An 18,200-nucleotide genomic window follows, 5' to 3' on the forward strand; every position below is an offset into this window, starting at 1 on the left:
ACATGAAAATAAAAAAGAACACAATAGTAAGACCGTTACCTTCAGAGGAATTAATAAAAAATCATGAAAAATATTGGAGACTATCATTACCCAATTCATTCTTAGAATTTATAAAAGAAAATAATGGTGTAGAAGTTGAGGAAGCAACATTTGTGTGTAACAACCGTAGTTATGCGTTAGAAAGATTTTTATGTATATTAGAGGATATTGAGAATCATCCAAAAGGAATTTATGATATAGATGTTGTATTTTCTCAAATAGGTGAAAGATTAACAGATAATGAAGACTTATTAGGAGCAGAGGTATTGCCAATAGCCAGTGTTTTTGCGGGCGACTTTGTATGCTTAGATTATAGAATAGATAAAGACAATCCATCAGTTTGTGTATGGTCTCATGAAGAATCCGGTGAGTTTGAGCCTGTTACATATAATGTAGCAGATAACTTTACCGAATTTTTAAAGACACTTGAATAGAACAAAGAATGAAAAAGCTGAAAAAATATGAAATTAAATTTGATATTAATGACAGGGTTATTTTGTAGTATAAAAGAAAGCACCTGATTGCCTTTTGAGCAACAGGTGTTTTACTTATGTGTATTCTCTTGTGATATTAAGAGGGAATAAAACCTCGAGCCTCTTGAATAATGATGGAAATTTCCCTTATCCACTTTCAAGGTCCACATATATACCTTAGACACAAAAAAGCTGCAGAATAAAATTCCGCAGCTTTTTAGTATTCCTTATTTCCGCAAAGCAGAGCGCAAATCTTCCACAAGGTCTTCGGCATCTTCCAGTCCAACCGAAATCCGTACAAGTCCATCCTCAATGCCCAGTTCTAATCTCCGTTCTCGTGGAATGGAAGCATGAGTCATGAGAGGGGGAACAGAGATCAAGCTTTCGACAGCACCAAGGCTTTCTGCCAATGTGAAGTAGCGAACATTTTTCACAACTTCCCGCGCTTTTTCCTCATTTTCCACAGTAAAGGAGACCATGCCTCCAAATCCGCCAGCTTGGGATTGGTGGACCTCATGTCCCGGGTGATCTGCAAGGCCTGGATAGAAGATTTTTCCTACTGCTTCCTCTTCTTGGAGCATCTCTAAAATCGCTTTTGTATTCGATTCGATTTCCTCCATACGGATACCGAGCGTTTTGATGCCTCTCATCAAAATCCAACTGTCTTGTGGTCCTAGTATCCCGCCGGTAGAGTTTTGGATGAAATGGAGGTCTTCTCCAAGCTCTTCTGTTGCCGTTACGGCGAGACCAGCCACGACATCGCTATGACCACCAAGATACTTCGTCGCGCTGTGCAGAACAATATCTGCGCCCAATGCAATCGGGTTCTGCCAGTAAGGCGTGCTAAATGTGTTGTCAACGATGAACAGTAAATGATGCTCTTTGGCAATTGCGCTGACCGCTTTAATATCTGTCACTTTCAATAGAGGATTCGTAGGCGTCTCCACAAAGATTGCCTTTGTCTCAGGTCGAATCTCCTCCTTAACTGCATCTAGATCTGTTGTATCTACAAACGAAACTTCAATGCCAAAACGGTTGAATACCTTCGTCATGACACGGAAGGAACCACCGTACACGTCATCGGTTAAGATCACATGGTCGCCAGATGAGAACAAATGAACTACTGCTGTAATGGCAGCCATACCAGATCCGAATGCAAACCCACGAGCGCCGCCTTCGATATCAGCAATCAGCTTTTCCAACGCTTCTCTCGTCGGGTTGCCTGTTCTTGCGTATTCGTATGTGAAATTGCCGACGCCGTCCTGCTTGAATGTACTAGACTGGTAGATCGGTATTGAAACTGCACCAGTATATGGATCACTGCTGATTCCACCATGTATTAATTGTGTTTTCTTTTTCATCTTTATTTCACCTCGTCATATATTCTGTTACTTATATATCGTTCGCTGCTATCAGGAAAAATGGTGACAATATGGCTTCCTGGAGCCGCTTGTTCCGCTTCCTTCAACGCTGCAGCCAGGGCAGCGCCGGAAGAGCTCCCGACCAATAGGCCTTCTAATCTTGCCGCTTCCCTCAGATAATGGAATGCATCCTTATCAGAAATCGTATGAATTCCATCAAATAATACAGTATCAATAAATGGGGGAAGGAATTCCATGCCAATTCCTTCTGTCTCATGGCTTCCTGGCTTTCCGCCGTTCAATATGGATCCTTCAGGTTCTACCACGACACAGCGGACACCGGGAACGTGATCCTTTAAATAGCGGGCAGTTCCGGTAAATGTCCCGCCTGATCCAGCTCCCGCTACAAATATATCAATCTGTCCTTCCATTGCTTCTACAAGTTCAGGACCGAGTGTTTCATAATAAGTGGCAGGATTCCATTCATTCCGAAATTGTCCTGGATAATAGGAATTAGGAATTGTTTGTAGAAGCTCTTCTGCTTTCTTTATGGCGCCTTCCATCCCGAGCACTGTCGGCGTATTCACCACTTTTGCTCCAAGCGCCTTCATTAAAATTTGCTTTTCTTGGCTAAATTTTTCTGGTGTGACGAATACAGCTTTTACCCCATAATGGATGGCTGCAAGCGCCAAACCGATGCCAGTATTGCCAGCGGTTGGTTCAATCACCGTGCCGCCTTTCTGAAGTTCTCCTGAACGAAAAGCCTGCTCAAGCAAATACTGGCCGAGCCGGTCTTTTACACTGCCACCAGGATTGAAAAATTCTAATTTGGCAAACAGTCTGACACCTTCAGGCAAAGGAAAAGCATTCAATTCAAGCAACGGAGTATGGCCGATCAATTGTTGAATGTTTTTTGCGTACTTCATACTGCTCCCTCATTTTTAGGCAAATACTTCTGTCCATTCGTCTCTTTTTGCCAGCATTTTTCTTGCTGCTTCTTTTGCACCTTCCAGGCTGTGGCTCGCTGCCCAGCCGCATTGTACCTCGTTGCAGGCAGGTACATCGGTCGCTACCAGCACATCATTCAGCGTTTTTTCAAGAATATCGAGTACTTCTTCATAATCATCATGGTTGATTAACGCCATGTAATAGCCTGTTTGGCAGCCCATTGGTCCAATGTCGACAATTTTATCAGAATGGTTCCGGCTGAATTCTGCCATCATATGCTCAAGCGAGTGCAAAGCAGGCATTTCTAAATGCTCTTTGTTCGGCTGGCAAAAGCGAATATCATATTTGCGGATGACATCTCCGTTGATCCCTTCTTTGACACCTGCAAGTCGGACATAGGGTGCTGCTACTTTTGTATGGTCGAGATTAAAGCTTTCTACATTCATCTTTTGTTGTGCTGCCATAGTTATCTCTCCTTTTTTATTGAGTCTATTAGCCAGACAAACTCATTTTGTTGCTCAAATTTTACTAAAAAACCATTCTTCTCGAATAATTTGGTCAGAACAGGAATGGTCGTGTAGTACTCACTTTTTAAATCTTCGGCAAGCCGGAAGAATCCCTTTTCCTCGGACTCTTTGATTTTTGCTTTATAGGCATTATCGTCCAAGAAAACAGTGTCAGCAAAAACAATTCTCCCATTCTCATTGAGCACTTCATGAAAACGGCCAATCGCTCTATCTTTCTCTTCATCTGTTAAATGATGAAAGGCATAGGTGCTGACAATTGCATCGGCTTTTACGAGAGGATTGGGAAACTGAAGAAAATCACCGTCAATCAGCGTGAGATCAGGGAGCTTCTCCTTTGCTTTTTCTCTCATCCCTTGGGATGGTTCAACAGCATAGACCTCACTTCCTTTGCTGACAAGCTTGCTCGTCAGGTTGCCGGTTCCTACACCAAATTCAATAACAAAACCGGATGCACGGTCTGCCACTTCCTCTAAAATCTCATCATACCTTGTAAACACTTCTGTATATTCAAGATCATGGCCCGAAATCGTTCCATCATATGTCTGGGCCCATTGATCAAACAAGTCGTTGAATTCTCTTCCCATACTCATCCCCTCTTTTCAGATTAATTTACTAGGAATTAAAATTAGACTACCAGATGTTTTCAGAAAAATCAAGAATGTCAAATATCTATTTTTTCACGTTAACAAAATAGTGAAGAACTAATACAAACTTTACTGTGGAAGCAGCTACAGTTACATTCCGCTTGTTTTAATATATGGAGCTATCAGTTTTTTTGACGATTGTCTTCACACCTTATTTTCACTTAAAGTGAATGCTTTCAATTTCACAAGATTTGCAAAAAAGAAGAAGTTTCGGCTTTTTTACAGGGATTTTCCCCTTAATATATACGAAGACTATATGAATTCGTCGAAGATATAGCGACAAATTCTCCTTTTTCACCTTATAATAAATAAAAAACTATGCTACTAGTTAGGGGGGATAAGGTGGATAAGAAGAAGCAGTTAATTGAACAAATAAGAGTCGTGATAGGTTATTTGGAGGAAGATTATGGGGAACAAATTAATAATAGTGGTGTATTACACTTAATATATAAAAGGTATAAAAAATCTCTAGATATATTAACAGGTCGGGAGTATATAGTGGAAATACATATTTTGGGTGGGGTAAAAGCGTATATGGATAGCTATAGTGACTATCAAAATCGATTACTAGCTGAAATGAATAACGCTGAGAAAATAATTAAAGAAATAAGATTGGAAGAGTGCAAAAAGTAATTAGTATAAGACTGCTTATGATAAGGATAAAACCACTGTATTATGTAGTAAAAGTAAAGGAGGATATTTATTAAATGAGAATTAAGTCCTTTATTTTTTTAAAAGAAGAAGATATGTTTATTAATATTGAAAAAATAGAAGCAATAAAAGAAATTATTGCTACAAAAAAAGATATTTTTGAAGATGGATTATTAAATTTAGAAGGTGTTCTTGTCTTTGAAAACGGTATTCATGGAAAAATAGAAGATTTTGATGCTTATGATGATATTGATTCATTATGGTACTTTTATAAAAATGCATTAGAAAAATTCATAGATAATGGAGAAGGTGAAATTTATTTTCCTAATATTCCTATCCAAATTAAGTTCGAAAAGAAAAATAAAAGTAGTTTACGCTTATCAGTAGATGAACAGCTATTAGCTAGCGATACTAAGGAATTTATTGAAACTTTCTATGAAAAAGGAAATGAGTTTGCGGATTTTCTGGATTATATTTCAGATGACTCTTATAAAAGTGATTTTAGAAATGACTTAAAAAAACTAAAAAAATATACATAGGATATAGCAGTATTTTAAAAAGAAGGCTTATTAATTCTTGTTTTTTTCTTCGACTCATATGCCTATAACTAGAGTAGGAAGAAACCATGTAATAAATTCAAGCTTCTGAGGTTTAGCTTCTCCAATTACAAACGACTTTCATAAGTATAAAAACAGGTCAGATTAACATACTAAGAAAGCGAAGTTTGCTAAATTTGGAGGGTTATTTATGACTAAGGAACCGATAACAGTAAACGCTATAATAAATGGCGAGAAAATACAAACAGATAAAAAAATTACACGAGAAAATCCAACACATCCTGATCAAATTGTAGGTTACGCTCCAAATAATACGAAGGAAGAAACAGTCCAAGCAATTGATGCAGCTTTTGAAGCATTTAAGACTTGGGCATGGACAGATGTAGAAGAACGGATTGAAAGAATGAAACGGGCGATACAAAAAATTAAAGATGCAACGCCCGAAATTGCGGAACTATTGTCTCGTGAGCATGGGAAAGCCCTTTACGATGCGCAAGGAGAGATTGCTATTTCTCTTATGTGGATGGAATTTGCTGTTGAGCATGTCAAAAAAGTGACAGCACCTGAAGATAAAAAACATGAAAACGGCAGAACCATTATTACGCATGATCCTGTTGGCGTCGTATCAGCAATCACGCCTTGGAATTATCCTATTTCTCTTTCGACTATTAAAATTGCGCCTGCGCTTTTAACAGGAAATACGATGGTGCTAAAACCAAGCCCGTTTGCTCCTTTAGCAGTAAGCCGTGTAGCTGAAATCATTGCAGATGAATTTCCTGCTGGTGTTTTAAATCTGGTGAACGGGGATGCAGAAGTAGGGATTGAACTAACATCAAATCCTAAAGTGGCGAAAATTGCTTTTACAGGCGGTACAAATACGGCGAAAAATATCATGAAGGCAGCTTCTGAAACCATTAAAAAAATGACATTAGAACTTGGCGGAAACGATGCTGCTATTGTATTGGAAGACTTTGATGTCAACGACGAACGGGCATTACGCCGAATGGTGATTTCCAACTTCCTAACAGCTGGACAAATTTGTATGATTGCGAAGCGTGTCTATGTGCATCGGTCGATTTATGATGCATTTGTGGAAAAATATATTGAAGCCGCAAACAAATGGATTAAAGTAGGGGATCCGTTCAATCCAAAAGTAACAGTTGGTCCGGTGAACAACAAAAATCAAGTGACCTTTGTGAAAAGTTTAGTGGAGGAAGCGAAGAGTAAAGGAGCTGAAATTGTTCAGCTTGGTACGATTGTAAATCCTGAACTAATGGATAATGGGTATTTTCTACAGCCAACATTAGTGTTGGGGGCAGACTATCATGACCGCATCGTTGTAGAAGAACAATTCGGGCCAACTGTACCAATACTTCCTTTTGATGATGAGGAAGAGGTAATCAAGCTGCATAATGAAAGCATCTATGGTTTAACAAGTTCAGTATGGGGCGAAGAAGAACATGCAATTAAAGTAGCTCGTCGTATTGAAGCTGGCACAACGATGATTAACACCGCTGCAGTGCAAGGATTAGACGTTCGTTTCCCATTTGGAGGTGTCAAACAATCAGGTGTGGGTCGTGAATATGGGGAAGATGGCATTAAGTCCTACACAGAAACTCACGTTATCAACCTGCCAAATGAGCTGGAATTGCCGTATATTCCTGAATAAATTTATCATTTAGCCAAAACGAGAAACCTGCTGGGGTTTCTCGTTTTTTGATAACCAAAAAGTTTAGTCAGATTAGGCCAACATTTTGATAAAGTATTTCGGTGATTCAGAATACCCTTGTCGCATATAAAACCTATGGGCATCGGTTCTTCTTGAATGGCAATGCACTTCGATTCTATCGCAATTTTTTTCAATGGCTAAATTCGTACAGTACTCTTCAATCTTGCGCCCAAGCCCCTTGCTTCTAATATGTTGATCAACTGCGAAATAGCTTATTCTAGCGAAATCGCCCTTCAGAGCAAGCTGGGGGATAAAATGCATTGATATGAACGCAATAACTTGATTGCTTTCCTCAAAAACTAATAATTCTTCATTCGGATTGCGAAGAAGTACTTCGAGCTTCTCTTTAATAAATGATTCAGTATTCGAGTAATCCAACTGGTCTAATAGCGAAGAAATCTGTTTCCAATCCTCTATAACCGCTTTTCTTATAACCATCTTATTCCACTCCTTATTGTTTCCAATAGAACATTTAACTCTCATCAGGTTATATATTAAGCTTCATTTCTCCTAGCTTGAAGTGAACTTTCAATAATAGAATCAAGCAATTGAGAGTAAGGTATACCTGCTGCTTCTGCACTTTTCGGCATTAGACTATTTTTTGTTAATCCAGGTAGTGTATTAACTTCTAACACATAGGGAACACCGTTGTAAATCATCATGTCTACTCGGGCATAAACGCTACATTTCAATGCCTTATAGCAAGAGATGGCTGAATCAGCGACAAGATTATGTGTTTCGTTAGGGAGCTGAACCACCTCTTCAATGGTAGCTGCATCATCATATTTCGAGGTGTAATCAAAGAACTCACCCTGATGCCGTATAGAAATGATAGGCAAAAGCTTTCCATCCAATATGGGGCAAGTGATTTCGTCGCCTGAAATAACCTTTTCAATAATTACTTCTGTATCCCATTTGAATACGTCCGCTATCGCTGATTTAACTGATTCCTTGTCATACACAATTTTTACACCTACACTCGAACCGCCTGAATTAGGTTTCACCACTACAGGGAATCCCAATTGATCTAATTCGTCCAGATTAAGTTCATCATTATTTGAAAGGTGAATCCAATCAGGTGTTTGTACGCCTTCATATCTGATGACCTTTTTCGATATATTCTTATCCATACATAAACTGCTGGACAAGACATTGCTTCCTGTATAGGGAACGCCTAAAGTATCTAGAGTACCTTGAATTGTCCCATCCTCACCATATTTACCATGTAACGCCAATAGTGCAACGTCAAGATTCCGTGCTTTTTCTATTAGGTCTTCTTTTTTCTCAATACGAATCGGTACGACCTCATATTTATCCTTATCTAAATGGACCATCATTTCTTCACCTGTCATGATTGAAACTTGCTTCTCGGAGGAAACCCCTCCCATAATGACGCCAACTCTCATTTGTTTAACCTCCAAAATTAGTTTTTAATGTGTCTCCTATAATTTTAATTCCTTCAACAATCTCGTTTTTTTGTAGCCTAGAAAAGCCTAAACGCAGCGTATGTTTTCCATTATTGTCCGTGTAAAAAACATGGCCTAACGAAAAAACAACGCCCTTTGGGTAACATGATTCCAGTAGCTTTTGTGCATCTATATTGTTATTTAGTTCTATAAAAAGGTGTAGTCCACCGTCACCGGTTATCCGTTTACAGGGGATATATTGCTTACAGCAATTGACAGCCAGCTCATATTTTTTCTTATAGACTGCTCTCGCTTTTTTTATATATTTTTCAAAATAGCCATCATTTAAATATTGATACAACACCGCTTGATCTAACGTTGATGTATGAATAGTACGGGCTCTTTTCATACTTTCCAAGTAATAAATCAACTCTTTGTCAGCTAAAATCCACCCAACCCGTAAGCCAGGAAAAAGAATCTTAGAGAAGCTACTAATATATATGACGTTATTGCCAAGTCCACCAAAAGCAGCTAACGGTGCTAGATGTGATCCTGAGTAACGTAATTCTTCATTAAATCCATCTTCAATAATGGGCAGTTGATAGGCTGAAAACAGATCCATCATTTTCTTCCTTTTTTCTGAGGAAGTTACGATGCCCGTTGGATTATGGTAAGACGGAATCAAGTAAGCAAAATCATATTCCTTTTCGGATAGGGATTTTTCTAGCTTCTTTACATTAACACCGTCGTTTTCCATTTCAATTCCATCGATTTCAAAGCCGTGTAATTGAAAAAGCTTAAGGGCAGAATGATGGGTTGGGTTTTCGCAAATAAGACGGCCATTCTTTTTATTTAAAGAGGATAAAAGTAAATCAAGGCCTTCCGTAAATCCATTTGTAATTAAAATATCTTTGTTTCTCGTATCGACCCCTTTAATCTCCATGTAATGAAGCAGGTATTCGATAAGTGGTTTATAGCCCTTTGCATAGCCGTAGTTCAGAACAATATCTCCCTCTAAGGACATCCGATTTAAAAAAGCTCTTTTGAAATTCTCTACATCAAAAAGCTTTTCATCGGGGGCGATGCTAGTAAATGAGATCATTCCTTTTTTCCAGCCCACTCCATGCTTCATGAGGTCCATCTTTTCTGCAAGAAAGGTTTGCTGATTGATCTTTTCTGTCCAATTCAACTGGATGGATTGGGATTTGAATGTTTCAACACGGCTTACAAAGTGTCCTTTTCCTTTCACCGCATAGATAAGCCCTTCTTGCTCCAAATCTGTATAAGCCGTTAGAACGGTATTTCGACTGATGGATAATAATGAGCTGAGTTCGCGGGTAGATGGAAGCTTTTGTTGTTCAAGTAAATGTCCGTTGGTAATCATCCTTTTAAGATAATCCTTCAGTTGAATATATATAGGACGACCTTTCGTTAGCTTAAAATCGTTAAACAATGAATTCATCCTCTCCATAACATTTTTACATTTCCAATCAAAATTCAAAAGGTCCACACAATATGTATTTTTCGTGTCTTGTGGTAGGGGGAAGTACTATAGGTAGTGATAACAAATGAATGTACAACTGGCATTAATTTCTGAGGTACCTTTTTTGAAAAGCGAAATATAAAAGTAGGGGGTTAGATATCGACAAAAGCAAGCCAGTATAGAAAAAATCTCTATACTAAATTATACAAAACTATAGGAAACTAAAAAACTGCTTCCAACGAATTAACGGTGGAAGCAGTTTTTTAAAGTTATTTTTCGATATCTACAGCTTTAAGGTCAATTTCACCTAGCTTGTTTGGTGCCATGTTTTTCACATAATCTTTTTCTACATAGTTGTTTACATAGAAGTAGATTGGTGCGATTGGCATTTGTTCAGCTAACACTGTGTTAGCTTCTTTTAATAAATCAAGACGTTTGTTTTCGTCCGTTTCTTTTGTTGCAGAAACTAGTAAAGATTTGTACTTTGGATCTTCCCAAGCAGTATCATTGTTACCATTTTTAGCAGTATCATAACGTTCTAGGAATGTGTAAGCATCGTTGAAGTCAGCGATCCAGCCCATACGTGCTACATCATAATCTAGGGCAGTTACTTTATCAAGGAATACTTGCCATTCTGAGTTATCCATCTTCACTTCGATACCTAGGTTTTTGTGCCAGCCTTCTTGAATATATTGTGCGATAGCAGCGTGTGCTTCACTTGTGTTGATAGAAATGCCAATTTTGATATCGCTAGCTTTTTTGATACCTAATTCTTTCATACCTTCTTCAAGTGCTTTTTTCGCTGCTTCGATATCGTTGTCTTTGAATTTGTTGTTTTCTTCTTCAAAGCCTTCGATTGCGATTGGCACATTGCTCAATGCTGGTTTTTGTCCGCCTTTTAGTACATTATCAGCTAAACCTTGACGGTCGATTGCATAAGATAATGCTTTACGGATATTAGCGTTTTTAGTGAATTTACCTTTTGTATTGAACTTATATTCATAGATTGCTGCATATGGTGTAGATTTTAACGTTTTGTCTTTTTTATAACCATCCATTGCATCAAGTGGAACAGTTTGGTATGGAGAGCCTAAGTAATCAAGATCACCGCTTTTAAACATACGGTTAGCAGTTGTTTCAGATTCAACCATTTTAATATTAACAGTAGATAAAGCTACATTATCTTTATCCCAGTAGTCAGCATACTTTTTAAGGGTAACGGAATCATTGTGTTTCCAGTCGCTCAATGTGAAAGGACCGTTTGTTACATAAGTATCGCCAGCTTCAGCGAACCATTTTTTATTGTCTTTAACTACTTTTTCGTTAACAGGCATATAAGTATAGAATGCTGTTAGTTCTAAGAAGTAAGGAGTTGGGTTTTCAAGTGTTACTTCTAATGTTTTCTCATCAACTACTTTGATTCCTAAATCATCAGCAGAACCTTTTCCACCGTTAAACTTTTCTGCACCTTTAATAGGGTAAAGAATAGATGCATATTCAGAAGCGTTCTTTGGATCTAGCGCCCATTTCCAAGCGTAAGCGAAGTCGCCTGCTACTACAGGATCGCCATTTGACCATTTTGCATCACGCAACTTGAAAGTGTAAGTTAGTTTATCGTCGCTAACTTTTACATCCTCCGCCATTGCGTTTTGAACATTACCGTCTTTGTCTACACGAGTAAGACCCTCAAATGCTGCACGGATGATAGCACCAGATGTACTGTCCGTTGCCAATTGTGGATTTAAGCTCGGTGGTTCAGACGCGATTGAAAGATTTAACGTTTTATCTTCGTTTTTGGTAGTGCCAGAAGATTGACCGCCGGAAGAGGTATCTTTTTCTTTCGTTCCGCCGAAGTTACATGCAGCAAGTACTAGCATTAAAGCTGATAATAGCACAAGCGATAAAAACCTTTTCTTCATAAAAATCCCCCTTATCTAATGAAAAATTTAGCTACTTGAGAAGAGTAACTATTAATACTATATCAAAGGATAAAGTAGAATAAAACAGAATTATTAAATTTATTAAAATTTAATGAATTTTCAGTACTATAATTTCGCATATCGAAATATATCATTCTTTGGAATATGAAATATAATTAAGAGGAGATAACTAGATAATAAAAAAGAGAAGTGGCTTCTCACTTCTCTTTTTTTGTTTCATCTTATGCAATTAGCGAACTACATATCATCTAACCAAAGAATAAATCTAAAATATTTGAGGAAGCAGATGACTTTTTGTTATAAAACTCTGCATACCCACAATTTTTGCAATACACCACAATAAATTGATTGTGCTGAATATCAAACATCTTGGACAAACCTGTGCCCGTCATAGCAACTTCCTTCGTAACAGCATCCGTACAACCACACTTAATACAGCCTTTACCTTCCAATTCAATTCCTCCTTTTCATTTTGTCTATGATTCATCTACGAATAATTGAACTAAAAGATTCGTTACGATTTTTATTTTATTTGAATACGTTAGATCATCTTTTGATTTAGTTCCCGAGCAAATTTTTCTTCAATCTCTTTTTTATTTCCATAGAGCAGTACTTGGTCACCTTGATTTAAGGTACAGGAGAATAAATCCTTTCTTATCCAAACTTCTCCTCTTTTAATGAATAATATACGTATGTCTTCTTTCTCATCTAATATGTCAGATATCCTTTTACCCACTAATTTAGAGTGTTCAGTAATATTCATTTCTGTTACAAAATCCTCACTGTCTAGATATAAAACATCTTTTACAGGACGCTCATATATTTGAAATTCATTCTCTAACTCTCGTTTAAAAGATCGTGTTAATTTTTTTCGAGTCAAAGGCAATTTTAAAATCGCCAGAATTGCAAAGAGTACACCGCAAATGATGGATAGCTCTTTTAATCTTAAATCGTCCGACAGAATATTACTGATGGAGGAAATGATGACCGCAAGTGAAAAGGCACCGAATAATATAAGAAATGATGCAATTTTTCTTCGTATCGGATGATCAATGATAATCTTGGATTCATCTGTCGTGAAGCCAGTGGCTGTTAGCATTGAGATGACCTGAAACCTCGATATTTTTGTTTTGAGGCCGGTAAAGTGAAATAACATGACAGAAATCTCAATTACGAAACCAATAATCACGAAATATAACATAATAAATACGTAGCCCATCTTCGCTCACGCTCCTTATCCCTCCTTTAATTACCCGATTCTTGCTTCTTGAGAAACATGCTACTTTTGTTATCTAAATCTCAAATGCTTTTAAGATATAGAAGGTAACGCTCAAATATAAAAGAATTTTCAGAATTTACAGTTGACAACTGGTAAAACGAAAATTAGAATTTAATTGTATTACAACTAAATAATTAATCGTTTAAAAAGTGTTATATAGTTTCAGATTTTAATGTTCCATATTCTACAATTAGGGGGTTACACCACATGTACAATCCGCAAATTGAAACAATGGCGCGTTCTGAAATGGAGAGCTTACAGGTTGAGCGGCTTCAAAACACAGTAAGGTTAGTCTATGAAAATGTAGAATTCTATAGAAATAAATTTAGTGAAATAGGGATTACACCAGATGATATTAAATGCTTGGATGACATACTAAGGCTCCCATTTACAAAAAAACAAGATTTGCGGGATCATTATCCATATGGTTTATTTGCTGTTCCACAAGAGAGGCTTGTGAGAATCCATGCTTCATCAGGAACAAGTGGGAAGCCGACTGTTGTTGGTTATACAGAGAATGATTTAAAAGTTTGGAGCGAAATTGTCGCCCGGTCCATAGTGGCTGCGGGAGGGAAGAAAACGGATATATTCCACAATGCATACGGCTATGGATTGTTTACAGGTGGGCTTGGCTTACACTACGGTGCTGAAATACTTGGAGCGGCAGTCATTCCCATATCAGGAGGTAATACAGAACGGCAAATCACGGTTATTGAAGATTTCAAACCGCGTGGAATTTGTGGAACCCCATCTTACATTTTAAACATAGGTGAGAAGATGCTGGAGATGGGAAAAGATCCGAGAGAAACATCGGTCGAATATGGCATTTTTGGTGCTGAGCCCTGGTCTGAAGAGATGCGGACTAAGCTTGAAGAGATGTTTAATTTGAAAGCAGTTGATATTTATGGATTGAGCGAAATTATGGGGCCAGGTGTCTCAATTGAGTGTGCAGAAGCGCAAGATGGCCTACATGTACAAGAAGATCATTTCTTTGTAGAAGTAATTGATCCGATGACGTTGGAACCAGTCTCAGATGGAGAAATTGGCGAGCTTGTTTTTACAAGCTTAACAAAGGAAGCGTTTCCAGTTTTACGTTATCGTACAGGCGACCTTGCCTCTTTATCAAGAGAAAAATGTAGCTGTGGACGGACAACAGTCAGAATGTCTAGAGTAAAGGGACGTACGGATGACATGATTATTATCCGAGGTGTAAATGTCTTCCCATCTGAAATAGAGCGGGTGCTACTTCAAATCGATGGACTTGTGCCGCATTTCCAAATCCACCTTATCCGCAATGGAGCAATGGACGAAGCAGTGTTACATGTCGAGATAGAAAGCAAGCTATATGAGGAAATAGGCCAAGACTTGTCACATGAACGTGTTTCGAAAATAAAGAAAGAAATCCAGCGTGTAATGAAATCTACATGCTTAGTGACCATAAACACTGTCTTTAATATTCCTAAAGCAATACCAAGGTCAGAAGGCAAAGCTGCCCGAATTGTTGATTTAAGAGATTCTAAGGCAGTAGTAGTGTAATAGAAACATGGAAGGACGGAATTGAATGAATGAAAATCAGAATATTTTTGATATTACGATAATTGGTGGTGGGCCAGTTGGCATGTTTACTGCTTTTTATGCAGGTTTGCGGAAAATGTCCTGCAAAGTGATTGAGAGCCTGCCGCAGCTTGGCGGTCAGCTATCGGCACTTTACCCAGAAAAATATATCTATGATGTGGCGGGTTTTCCAAAAATCAAGGCGCAGGAGCTGGTTGATAATCTGAAAGAACAGATGGACCAATTTCAACCGACTATTTGCTTAGGGGAATCAGTTGAAATTCTTGAAAAACGAGAAGATGGCATTTTTGAGTTAACAACAAACAATGGCATTCATTATACCAAGGCCATTGTTATTACAGCAGGAAATGGGGCTTTTCAGCCTCGGAAGCTGGAGTTGAAAGAAGCAGAGAAGTATGAAGGTCAAAACCTCCATTATTTCATCCAAGACCTTAACAAATTTGCCGGTAAAAAAGTGCAAGTGTTTGGAGGAGGAGATTCAGCGGTAGATTGGGCATTAATGCTTGAACCAATAGCTGAACAGGTTACCATTGCCCACCGACGAGATAAGTTCCGAGCCCATGAGCATAGCGTGGAAAATATGAAGAATTCTTCAGTTACGATCATGACGCCGTTTGTTCCAACAGAATTAATCGGTAAAGATCGGATTGAAAAGGTTGTGCTGGAGCAGGTAAAAGGCGACCGAAAAGAGACGATTGAGGTGGATGATGTTGTCGTCACATACGGCTTTGTGTCATCGCTTGGACCTATGAAGAATTGGGGTCTCGAGATTGAGAAGAATAGCATTGTTGTTAACTCAAGGATGGAAACGAATATTGAAGGGATTTACGCTGCCGGAGATATTTGCACATACGAAGGAAAGGTAAAGCTTATTGCCAGTGGTTTCGGCGAAGCGCCAACTGCAGTTAGCAATGCCAAAGTCTATATTGACCCAAAAGCAAAAGTGCAGCCATTGCACAGCACCTCTGTGATGGGAGAAAGCGAAAAAAACATAGCAAAATCTGTGTAAACTACCCCTTACAAAGACCAAAGGAGGAACTTTTATCATGCCGAAGTACACCATGGTGGACAAAGAAACTTGTATTGCATGCGGTGCTTGCGAAGCCAGTGCACCAGATATTTTCGATTATGACGAAGAAGGCATCTCTCATGTCATTTTAGATGATAACGAAGGACGCGTTGAAGTTCCTGAATATCTGCTTGAAGACTTAGAGGATGCGGTAGAAGGTTGTCCGACAGATTCAATAAAAGTGGAAAGTGAGCCATTTTTCGTTGTGAAATCCTAAATAGTCCTTTTATTAAAAGTGGGGAAGCGCAACAAAACCTGATAATGGTGGAAATATTTCTTTGACACATAACATATAATCGTAACGGCGTGTAAATCTGTTATAGAAAACTACAAATAAATTAATTTTTTAGGAGGAGAGCAAGTGTCTAATCTGGCAATGAAAAGCGAAGAAGAAATGCTTGAACAATTTATCGAGCGGATTGAAGCGGGAGATAAAATTGAGGCCGATGACTGGATGCCTGAAGAATATCGAATCGCGCTCATTAAGTTAATTTCCATGCATGGTATCAGCGAAATTATGGGAGCACTTCCGGAAAAAGAATGGGTACCGAAAGCCCCGACGCTTCATAGAAAGCTTGCCATCATGGCGAAAGTGCAAGATGAAATGGGGCATGGGCAACTACTGCTTCGCGTAGCGGAAGATTTATTGAAGCCATACGGTAAAACCCGCAGCGATATCATGCAGGATTTATTTAATGGAGACTTAAAATTCCATAACGTCTTCCATATGGATACGAAATCTTGGGGAGATGCAGGGCTGATCGGCTGGCTCGTAGATGGCGCAGCGATTATTACTCAAACAAACATGCTTGGCTCCTCCTATGGTCCGTATGCACGAGCACTTCAGCGCATCTGTGCAGAAGAAGTCTTCCATGCACAGCATGGGGAAGCCATCATTATGGCGCTTGCAGAAGGAACAGAAGAACAGAGAACGATGGTACAAGAAGCAATAAATCATTGGTGGGAATCTTTGTTGATGTTCTTTGGCCCGGCAAGTAAGGAAACAACTGGCTCCTCCAAACAGGACATTACGATTAAATATAAAATCCGTACAAAAACAAATGAACAACTAAGGCAAGACTTCTTTACAAAATATATTCCACGGATTCTTTCGCTCGGGCTTAAACTGCCGGATCCAACCATGCATTACGATGAAGAAAAACAAATGTGGATCTACCAGCAGCCGGATTGGTCTGAGTTTAAGAAAATTATTAAAAACCAAGGACCACGTTCACAAGCTCGCCTCAATCTTCGTAGAACCTCATATGAAAATAACGCATGGGTTCGTGATGCATTAGCAGCTACAACCAATTAATTGTACCGATGGGAGGTCATATAAATGGCAGAAAAAACATTTTACCGAGAATTTGAAGTGTTTAGCAAACGAACGCCGAGTTCTGCTTTTCAACACCAATTTAGCCTGCTTGCGCCAAACAAAGATATGGCGTTTATCATGGCACAAGAAAACTTTATGCGCCGTGAGCCTGTTGCAGATATCTGGATTGTAGATAGAGAACATATCCGTTCTATGAATGCTGATGAGAAACTGACGCTCGGCCGATTGGATAATAAGCAATATCGTACAACTAAAGGCTATGGCTATCTGAAAAAGAAGTGGCGCCATTACGAGCAGCAAATGCTGGATGAAAAAGAGATTCTATCTTGGGGAGGGAACAGCAAATGAGCAGCGGAGAAAACGTTTTAAGCCCTGAATATAAAAAAGCATTAGAAAATCTATTGTTTCAATTAGCGGACGATGATTTTCTCATCTCTTTCCGCGGCTCTGAATGGCTCGGCCTTGCCCCACATATAGAAGAGGATGTGGCGTCTTCCTCCATCAGTCAAGATACAATGGGGCATGCGGCTATGTTCTATACACTGCTTGAGGATCTTGGTCCTGGAAAAGCAGATGACCTTGCACACCTGCGAGAAGCTCAGGATAGAAGAAATAGTGTGCTCGCTGAACGAGTGAACGGTGAAGGCTATTACATGGAAACACCGAAATATGACTGGGCTTACGCCGTTGTTAGGAATTTCTTCTACACCCAAGCGAAAAAAGTCAAGATGGATTCATTACGGCAAAGCAACTATAAGCCGCTTGCTGAAACGGCTGTAAAAGTAAACATGGAGCTGTACTATCATCTTCTGCACTGGAAAACATGGTTTATTCAGCTTCTCAATTCAACAGAAGAAGCAAAACGCCGAATGAACGAAGCAATAGAGCTTGTGATGAAGGACTTTGGCGATGTTTTCTCGTACGGAGATGAAAAAACAGCGATTGATCAGAGCGGTCTAATTGCCAGCGAAGATCAATTAAAAGAGGAATGGAAATCGAACATGGCGTTACCTTTTGAATGTGTTGCGATGAAAGTGCCAGACCTTCCAGAAGCTTCGGCAAAGAATGGCCGCAATGGCGATCATACGGAAGAATTGGCATCTGCATTAAAGACTCTGTCAGAAGTGTACAGATTAGATCCTGCAGCAGCTTGGTAAATGAACATCAAAAGAGGTGATCTCAG

20 protein-coding genes are annotated in these 18,200 nt (G+C 38.9%); 10 read left to right on the top strand and 10 right to left on the bottom strand.

From position 1 onward, the window contains the following. The first annotated feature begins 2 nt into the window (after positions 1–2). Complete coding sequence (locus tag AC6CHJ_RS02420) at positions 3–473, top strand: SMI1/KNR4 family protein (RefSeq protein WP_498287180.1); 471 nt, start codon at positions 3–5, stop codon at positions 471–473. Positions 474–739: 266 nt separating this feature from the next. Here AC6CHJ_RS02420 and AC6CHJ_RS02425 read toward each other — a convergent pair whose 3' ends face one another. Genes AC6CHJ_RS02425 through AC6CHJ_RS02440 form a run of 4 tightly spaced genes read right to left on the bottom strand, consistent with a single transcriptional unit; the run spans position 740 to position 3,932 of the window. Next, positions 740–1,873, bottom strand: a complete 1,134-nt coding sequence (locus AC6CHJ_RS02425) for a bifunctional cystathionine gamma-lyase/homocysteine desulfhydrase (protein ID WP_498287181.1) — start codon at positions 1,871–1,873, stop codon at positions 740–742. A 2-nt stretch (positions 1,874–1,875) separates the two neighbouring features. Further along, positions 1,876–2,799: a PLP-dependent cysteine synthase family protein gene (locus AC6CHJ_RS02430; protein WP_498287182.1), complete on the bottom strand. Its 924-nt coding sequence runs from the start codon at positions 2,797–2,799 to the stop codon at positions 1,876–1,878. Between the two features lie 15 nt (positions 2,800–2,814). Beyond that, the gene (locus AC6CHJ_RS02435) at positions 2,815–3,285 is read right to left on the bottom strand and encodes an S-ribosylhomocysteine lyase (protein WP_498287183.1); all 471 of its coding nucleotides are present in this window, start codon (positions 3,283–3,285) and stop codon (positions 2,815–2,817) included. 2 nt (positions 3,286–3,287) lie between these two features. Further along, the gene (locus AC6CHJ_RS02440) at positions 3,288–3,932 is read right to left on the bottom strand and encodes a class I SAM-dependent DNA methyltransferase (protein WP_446738769.1); all 645 of its coding nucleotides are present in this window, start codon (positions 3,930–3,932) and stop codon (positions 3,288–3,290) included. 402 nt (positions 3,933–4,334) lie between these two features. Between AC6CHJ_RS02440 and AC6CHJ_RS02445 the strand changes: the two genes are divergently transcribed. The 3 genes from AC6CHJ_RS02445 to AC6CHJ_RS02455 all read left to right on the top strand — a co-directional run bounded on the left by AC6CHJ_RS02445 (position 4,335) and on the right by AC6CHJ_RS02455 (position 6,869). Next, a complete protein-coding gene (locus AC6CHJ_RS02445; protein ID WP_498287184.1) occupies positions 4,335–4,625 on the top strand; it encodes a hypothetical protein in 291 nt (96 codons plus the stop codon). Between the two features lie 74 nt (positions 4,626–4,699). After that, complete coding sequence (locus tag AC6CHJ_RS02450; protein WP_498287185.1) at positions 4,700–5,182, top strand: hypothetical protein; 483 nt, start codon at positions 4,700–4,702, stop codon at positions 5,180–5,182. Positions 5,183–5,390: 208 nt separating this feature from the next. Further along, positions 5,391–6,869, top strand: a complete 1,479-nt coding sequence (locus AC6CHJ_RS02455) for an aldehyde dehydrogenase family protein (protein ID WP_498287186.1) — start codon at positions 5,391–5,393, stop codon at positions 6,867–6,869. A 72-nt stretch (positions 6,870–6,941) separates the two neighbouring features. Here the strand turns inward: AC6CHJ_RS02455 and AC6CHJ_RS02460 are convergent, their stop codons facing one another. The 6 genes from AC6CHJ_RS02460 to AC6CHJ_RS02485 form a co-directional block, all read right to left on the bottom strand. Further along, a complete protein-coding gene (locus tag AC6CHJ_RS02460) occupies positions 6,942–7,367 on the bottom strand; it encodes a GNAT family N-acetyltransferase (RefSeq protein WP_498287187.1) in 426 nt (141 codons plus the stop codon). Positions 7,368–7,423: 56 nt separating this feature from the next. Continuing rightward, on the bottom strand, positions 7,424–8,335 hold the full coding sequence (locus AC6CHJ_RS02465) for a D-alanine--D-alanine ligase (RefSeq protein ID WP_392995010.1): 912 nt from the start codon (positions 8,333–8,335) through the stop codon (positions 7,424–7,426). 4 nt (positions 8,336–8,339) lie between these two features. After that, a complete protein-coding gene (gene pdxR, locus AC6CHJ_RS02470; RefSeq protein ID WP_392995008.1) occupies positions 8,340–9,788 on the bottom strand; it encodes a MocR-like pyridoxine biosynthesis transcription factor PdxR in 1,449 nt (482 codons plus the stop codon). Between the two features lie 299 nt (positions 9,789–10,087). Continuing rightward, on the bottom strand, positions 10,088–11,737 hold the full coding sequence (locus AC6CHJ_RS02475) for a peptide ABC transporter substrate-binding protein (protein WP_392995006.1): 1,650 nt from the start codon (positions 11,735–11,737) through the stop codon (positions 10,088–10,090). Between the two features lie 269 nt (positions 11,738–12,006). Further along, positions 12,007–12,210, bottom strand: a complete 204-nt coding sequence (locus AC6CHJ_RS02480) for a zinc ribbon domain-containing protein (protein ID WP_066784624.1) — start codon at positions 12,208–12,210, stop codon at positions 12,007–12,009. 89 nt (positions 12,211–12,299) lie between these two features. After that, positions 12,300–12,977, bottom strand: coding sequence for a TrkA C-terminal domain-containing protein (locus AC6CHJ_RS02485; protein ID WP_392995005.1), 678 nt, complete (start codon positions 12,975–12,977; stop codon positions 12,300–12,302). Between the two features lie 267 nt (positions 12,978–13,244). Between AC6CHJ_RS02485 and AC6CHJ_RS02490 the strand changes: the two genes are divergently transcribed. The 6 genes from AC6CHJ_RS02490 (at position 13,245) to paaC (ending at position 18,174) form a co-directional block, all read left to right on the top strand. Next, positions 13,245–14,573 carry a phenylacetate--CoA ligase family protein gene (locus tag AC6CHJ_RS02490; RefSeq protein WP_392995003.1) on the top strand — a complete coding sequence of 443 codons (1,329 nt, stop codon included), beginning with the start codon at positions 13,245–13,247 and terminating at the stop codon, positions 14,571–14,573. 25 nt (positions 14,574–14,598) lie between these two features. Further along, positions 14,599–15,621: an NAD(P)/FAD-dependent oxidoreductase gene (locus AC6CHJ_RS02495; protein ID WP_147194711.1), complete on the top strand. Its 1,023-nt coding sequence runs from the start codon at positions 14,599–14,601 to the stop codon at positions 15,619–15,621. Positions 15,622–15,658: 37 nt separating this feature from the next. Next, positions 15,659–15,898, top strand: coding sequence for a ferredoxin (locus tag AC6CHJ_RS02500; protein ID WP_392995001.1), 240 nt, complete (start codon positions 15,659–15,661; stop codon positions 15,896–15,898). Between the two features lie 159 nt (positions 15,899–16,057). Further along, positions 16,058–16,996, top strand: a complete 939-nt coding sequence (paaA, locus tag AC6CHJ_RS02505) for a 1,2-phenylacetyl-CoA epoxidase subunit PaaA (RefSeq protein ID WP_392995673.1) — start codon at positions 16,058–16,060, stop codon at positions 16,994–16,996. A 24-nt stretch (positions 16,997–17,020) separates the two neighbouring features. Further along, a complete protein-coding gene (gene paaB, locus AC6CHJ_RS02510) occupies positions 17,021–17,365 on the top strand; it encodes a 1,2-phenylacetyl-CoA epoxidase subunit PaaB (protein ID WP_251645422.1) in 345 nt (114 codons plus the stop codon). Further along, the gene (paaC, locus tag AC6CHJ_RS02515; protein ID WP_498287188.1) at positions 17,362–18,174 is read left to right on the top strand and encodes a 1,2-phenylacetyl-CoA epoxidase subunit PaaC; all 813 of its coding nucleotides are present in this window, start codon (positions 17,362–17,364) and stop codon (positions 18,172–18,174) included. The genes paaB and paaC overlap by 4 nt, the downstream gene beginning before the upstream one ends. Positions 18,175–18,200 lie beyond the last annotated feature (26 nt).

Source organism: Rummeliibacillus sp. GQ308 (assembly GCF_059759115.1).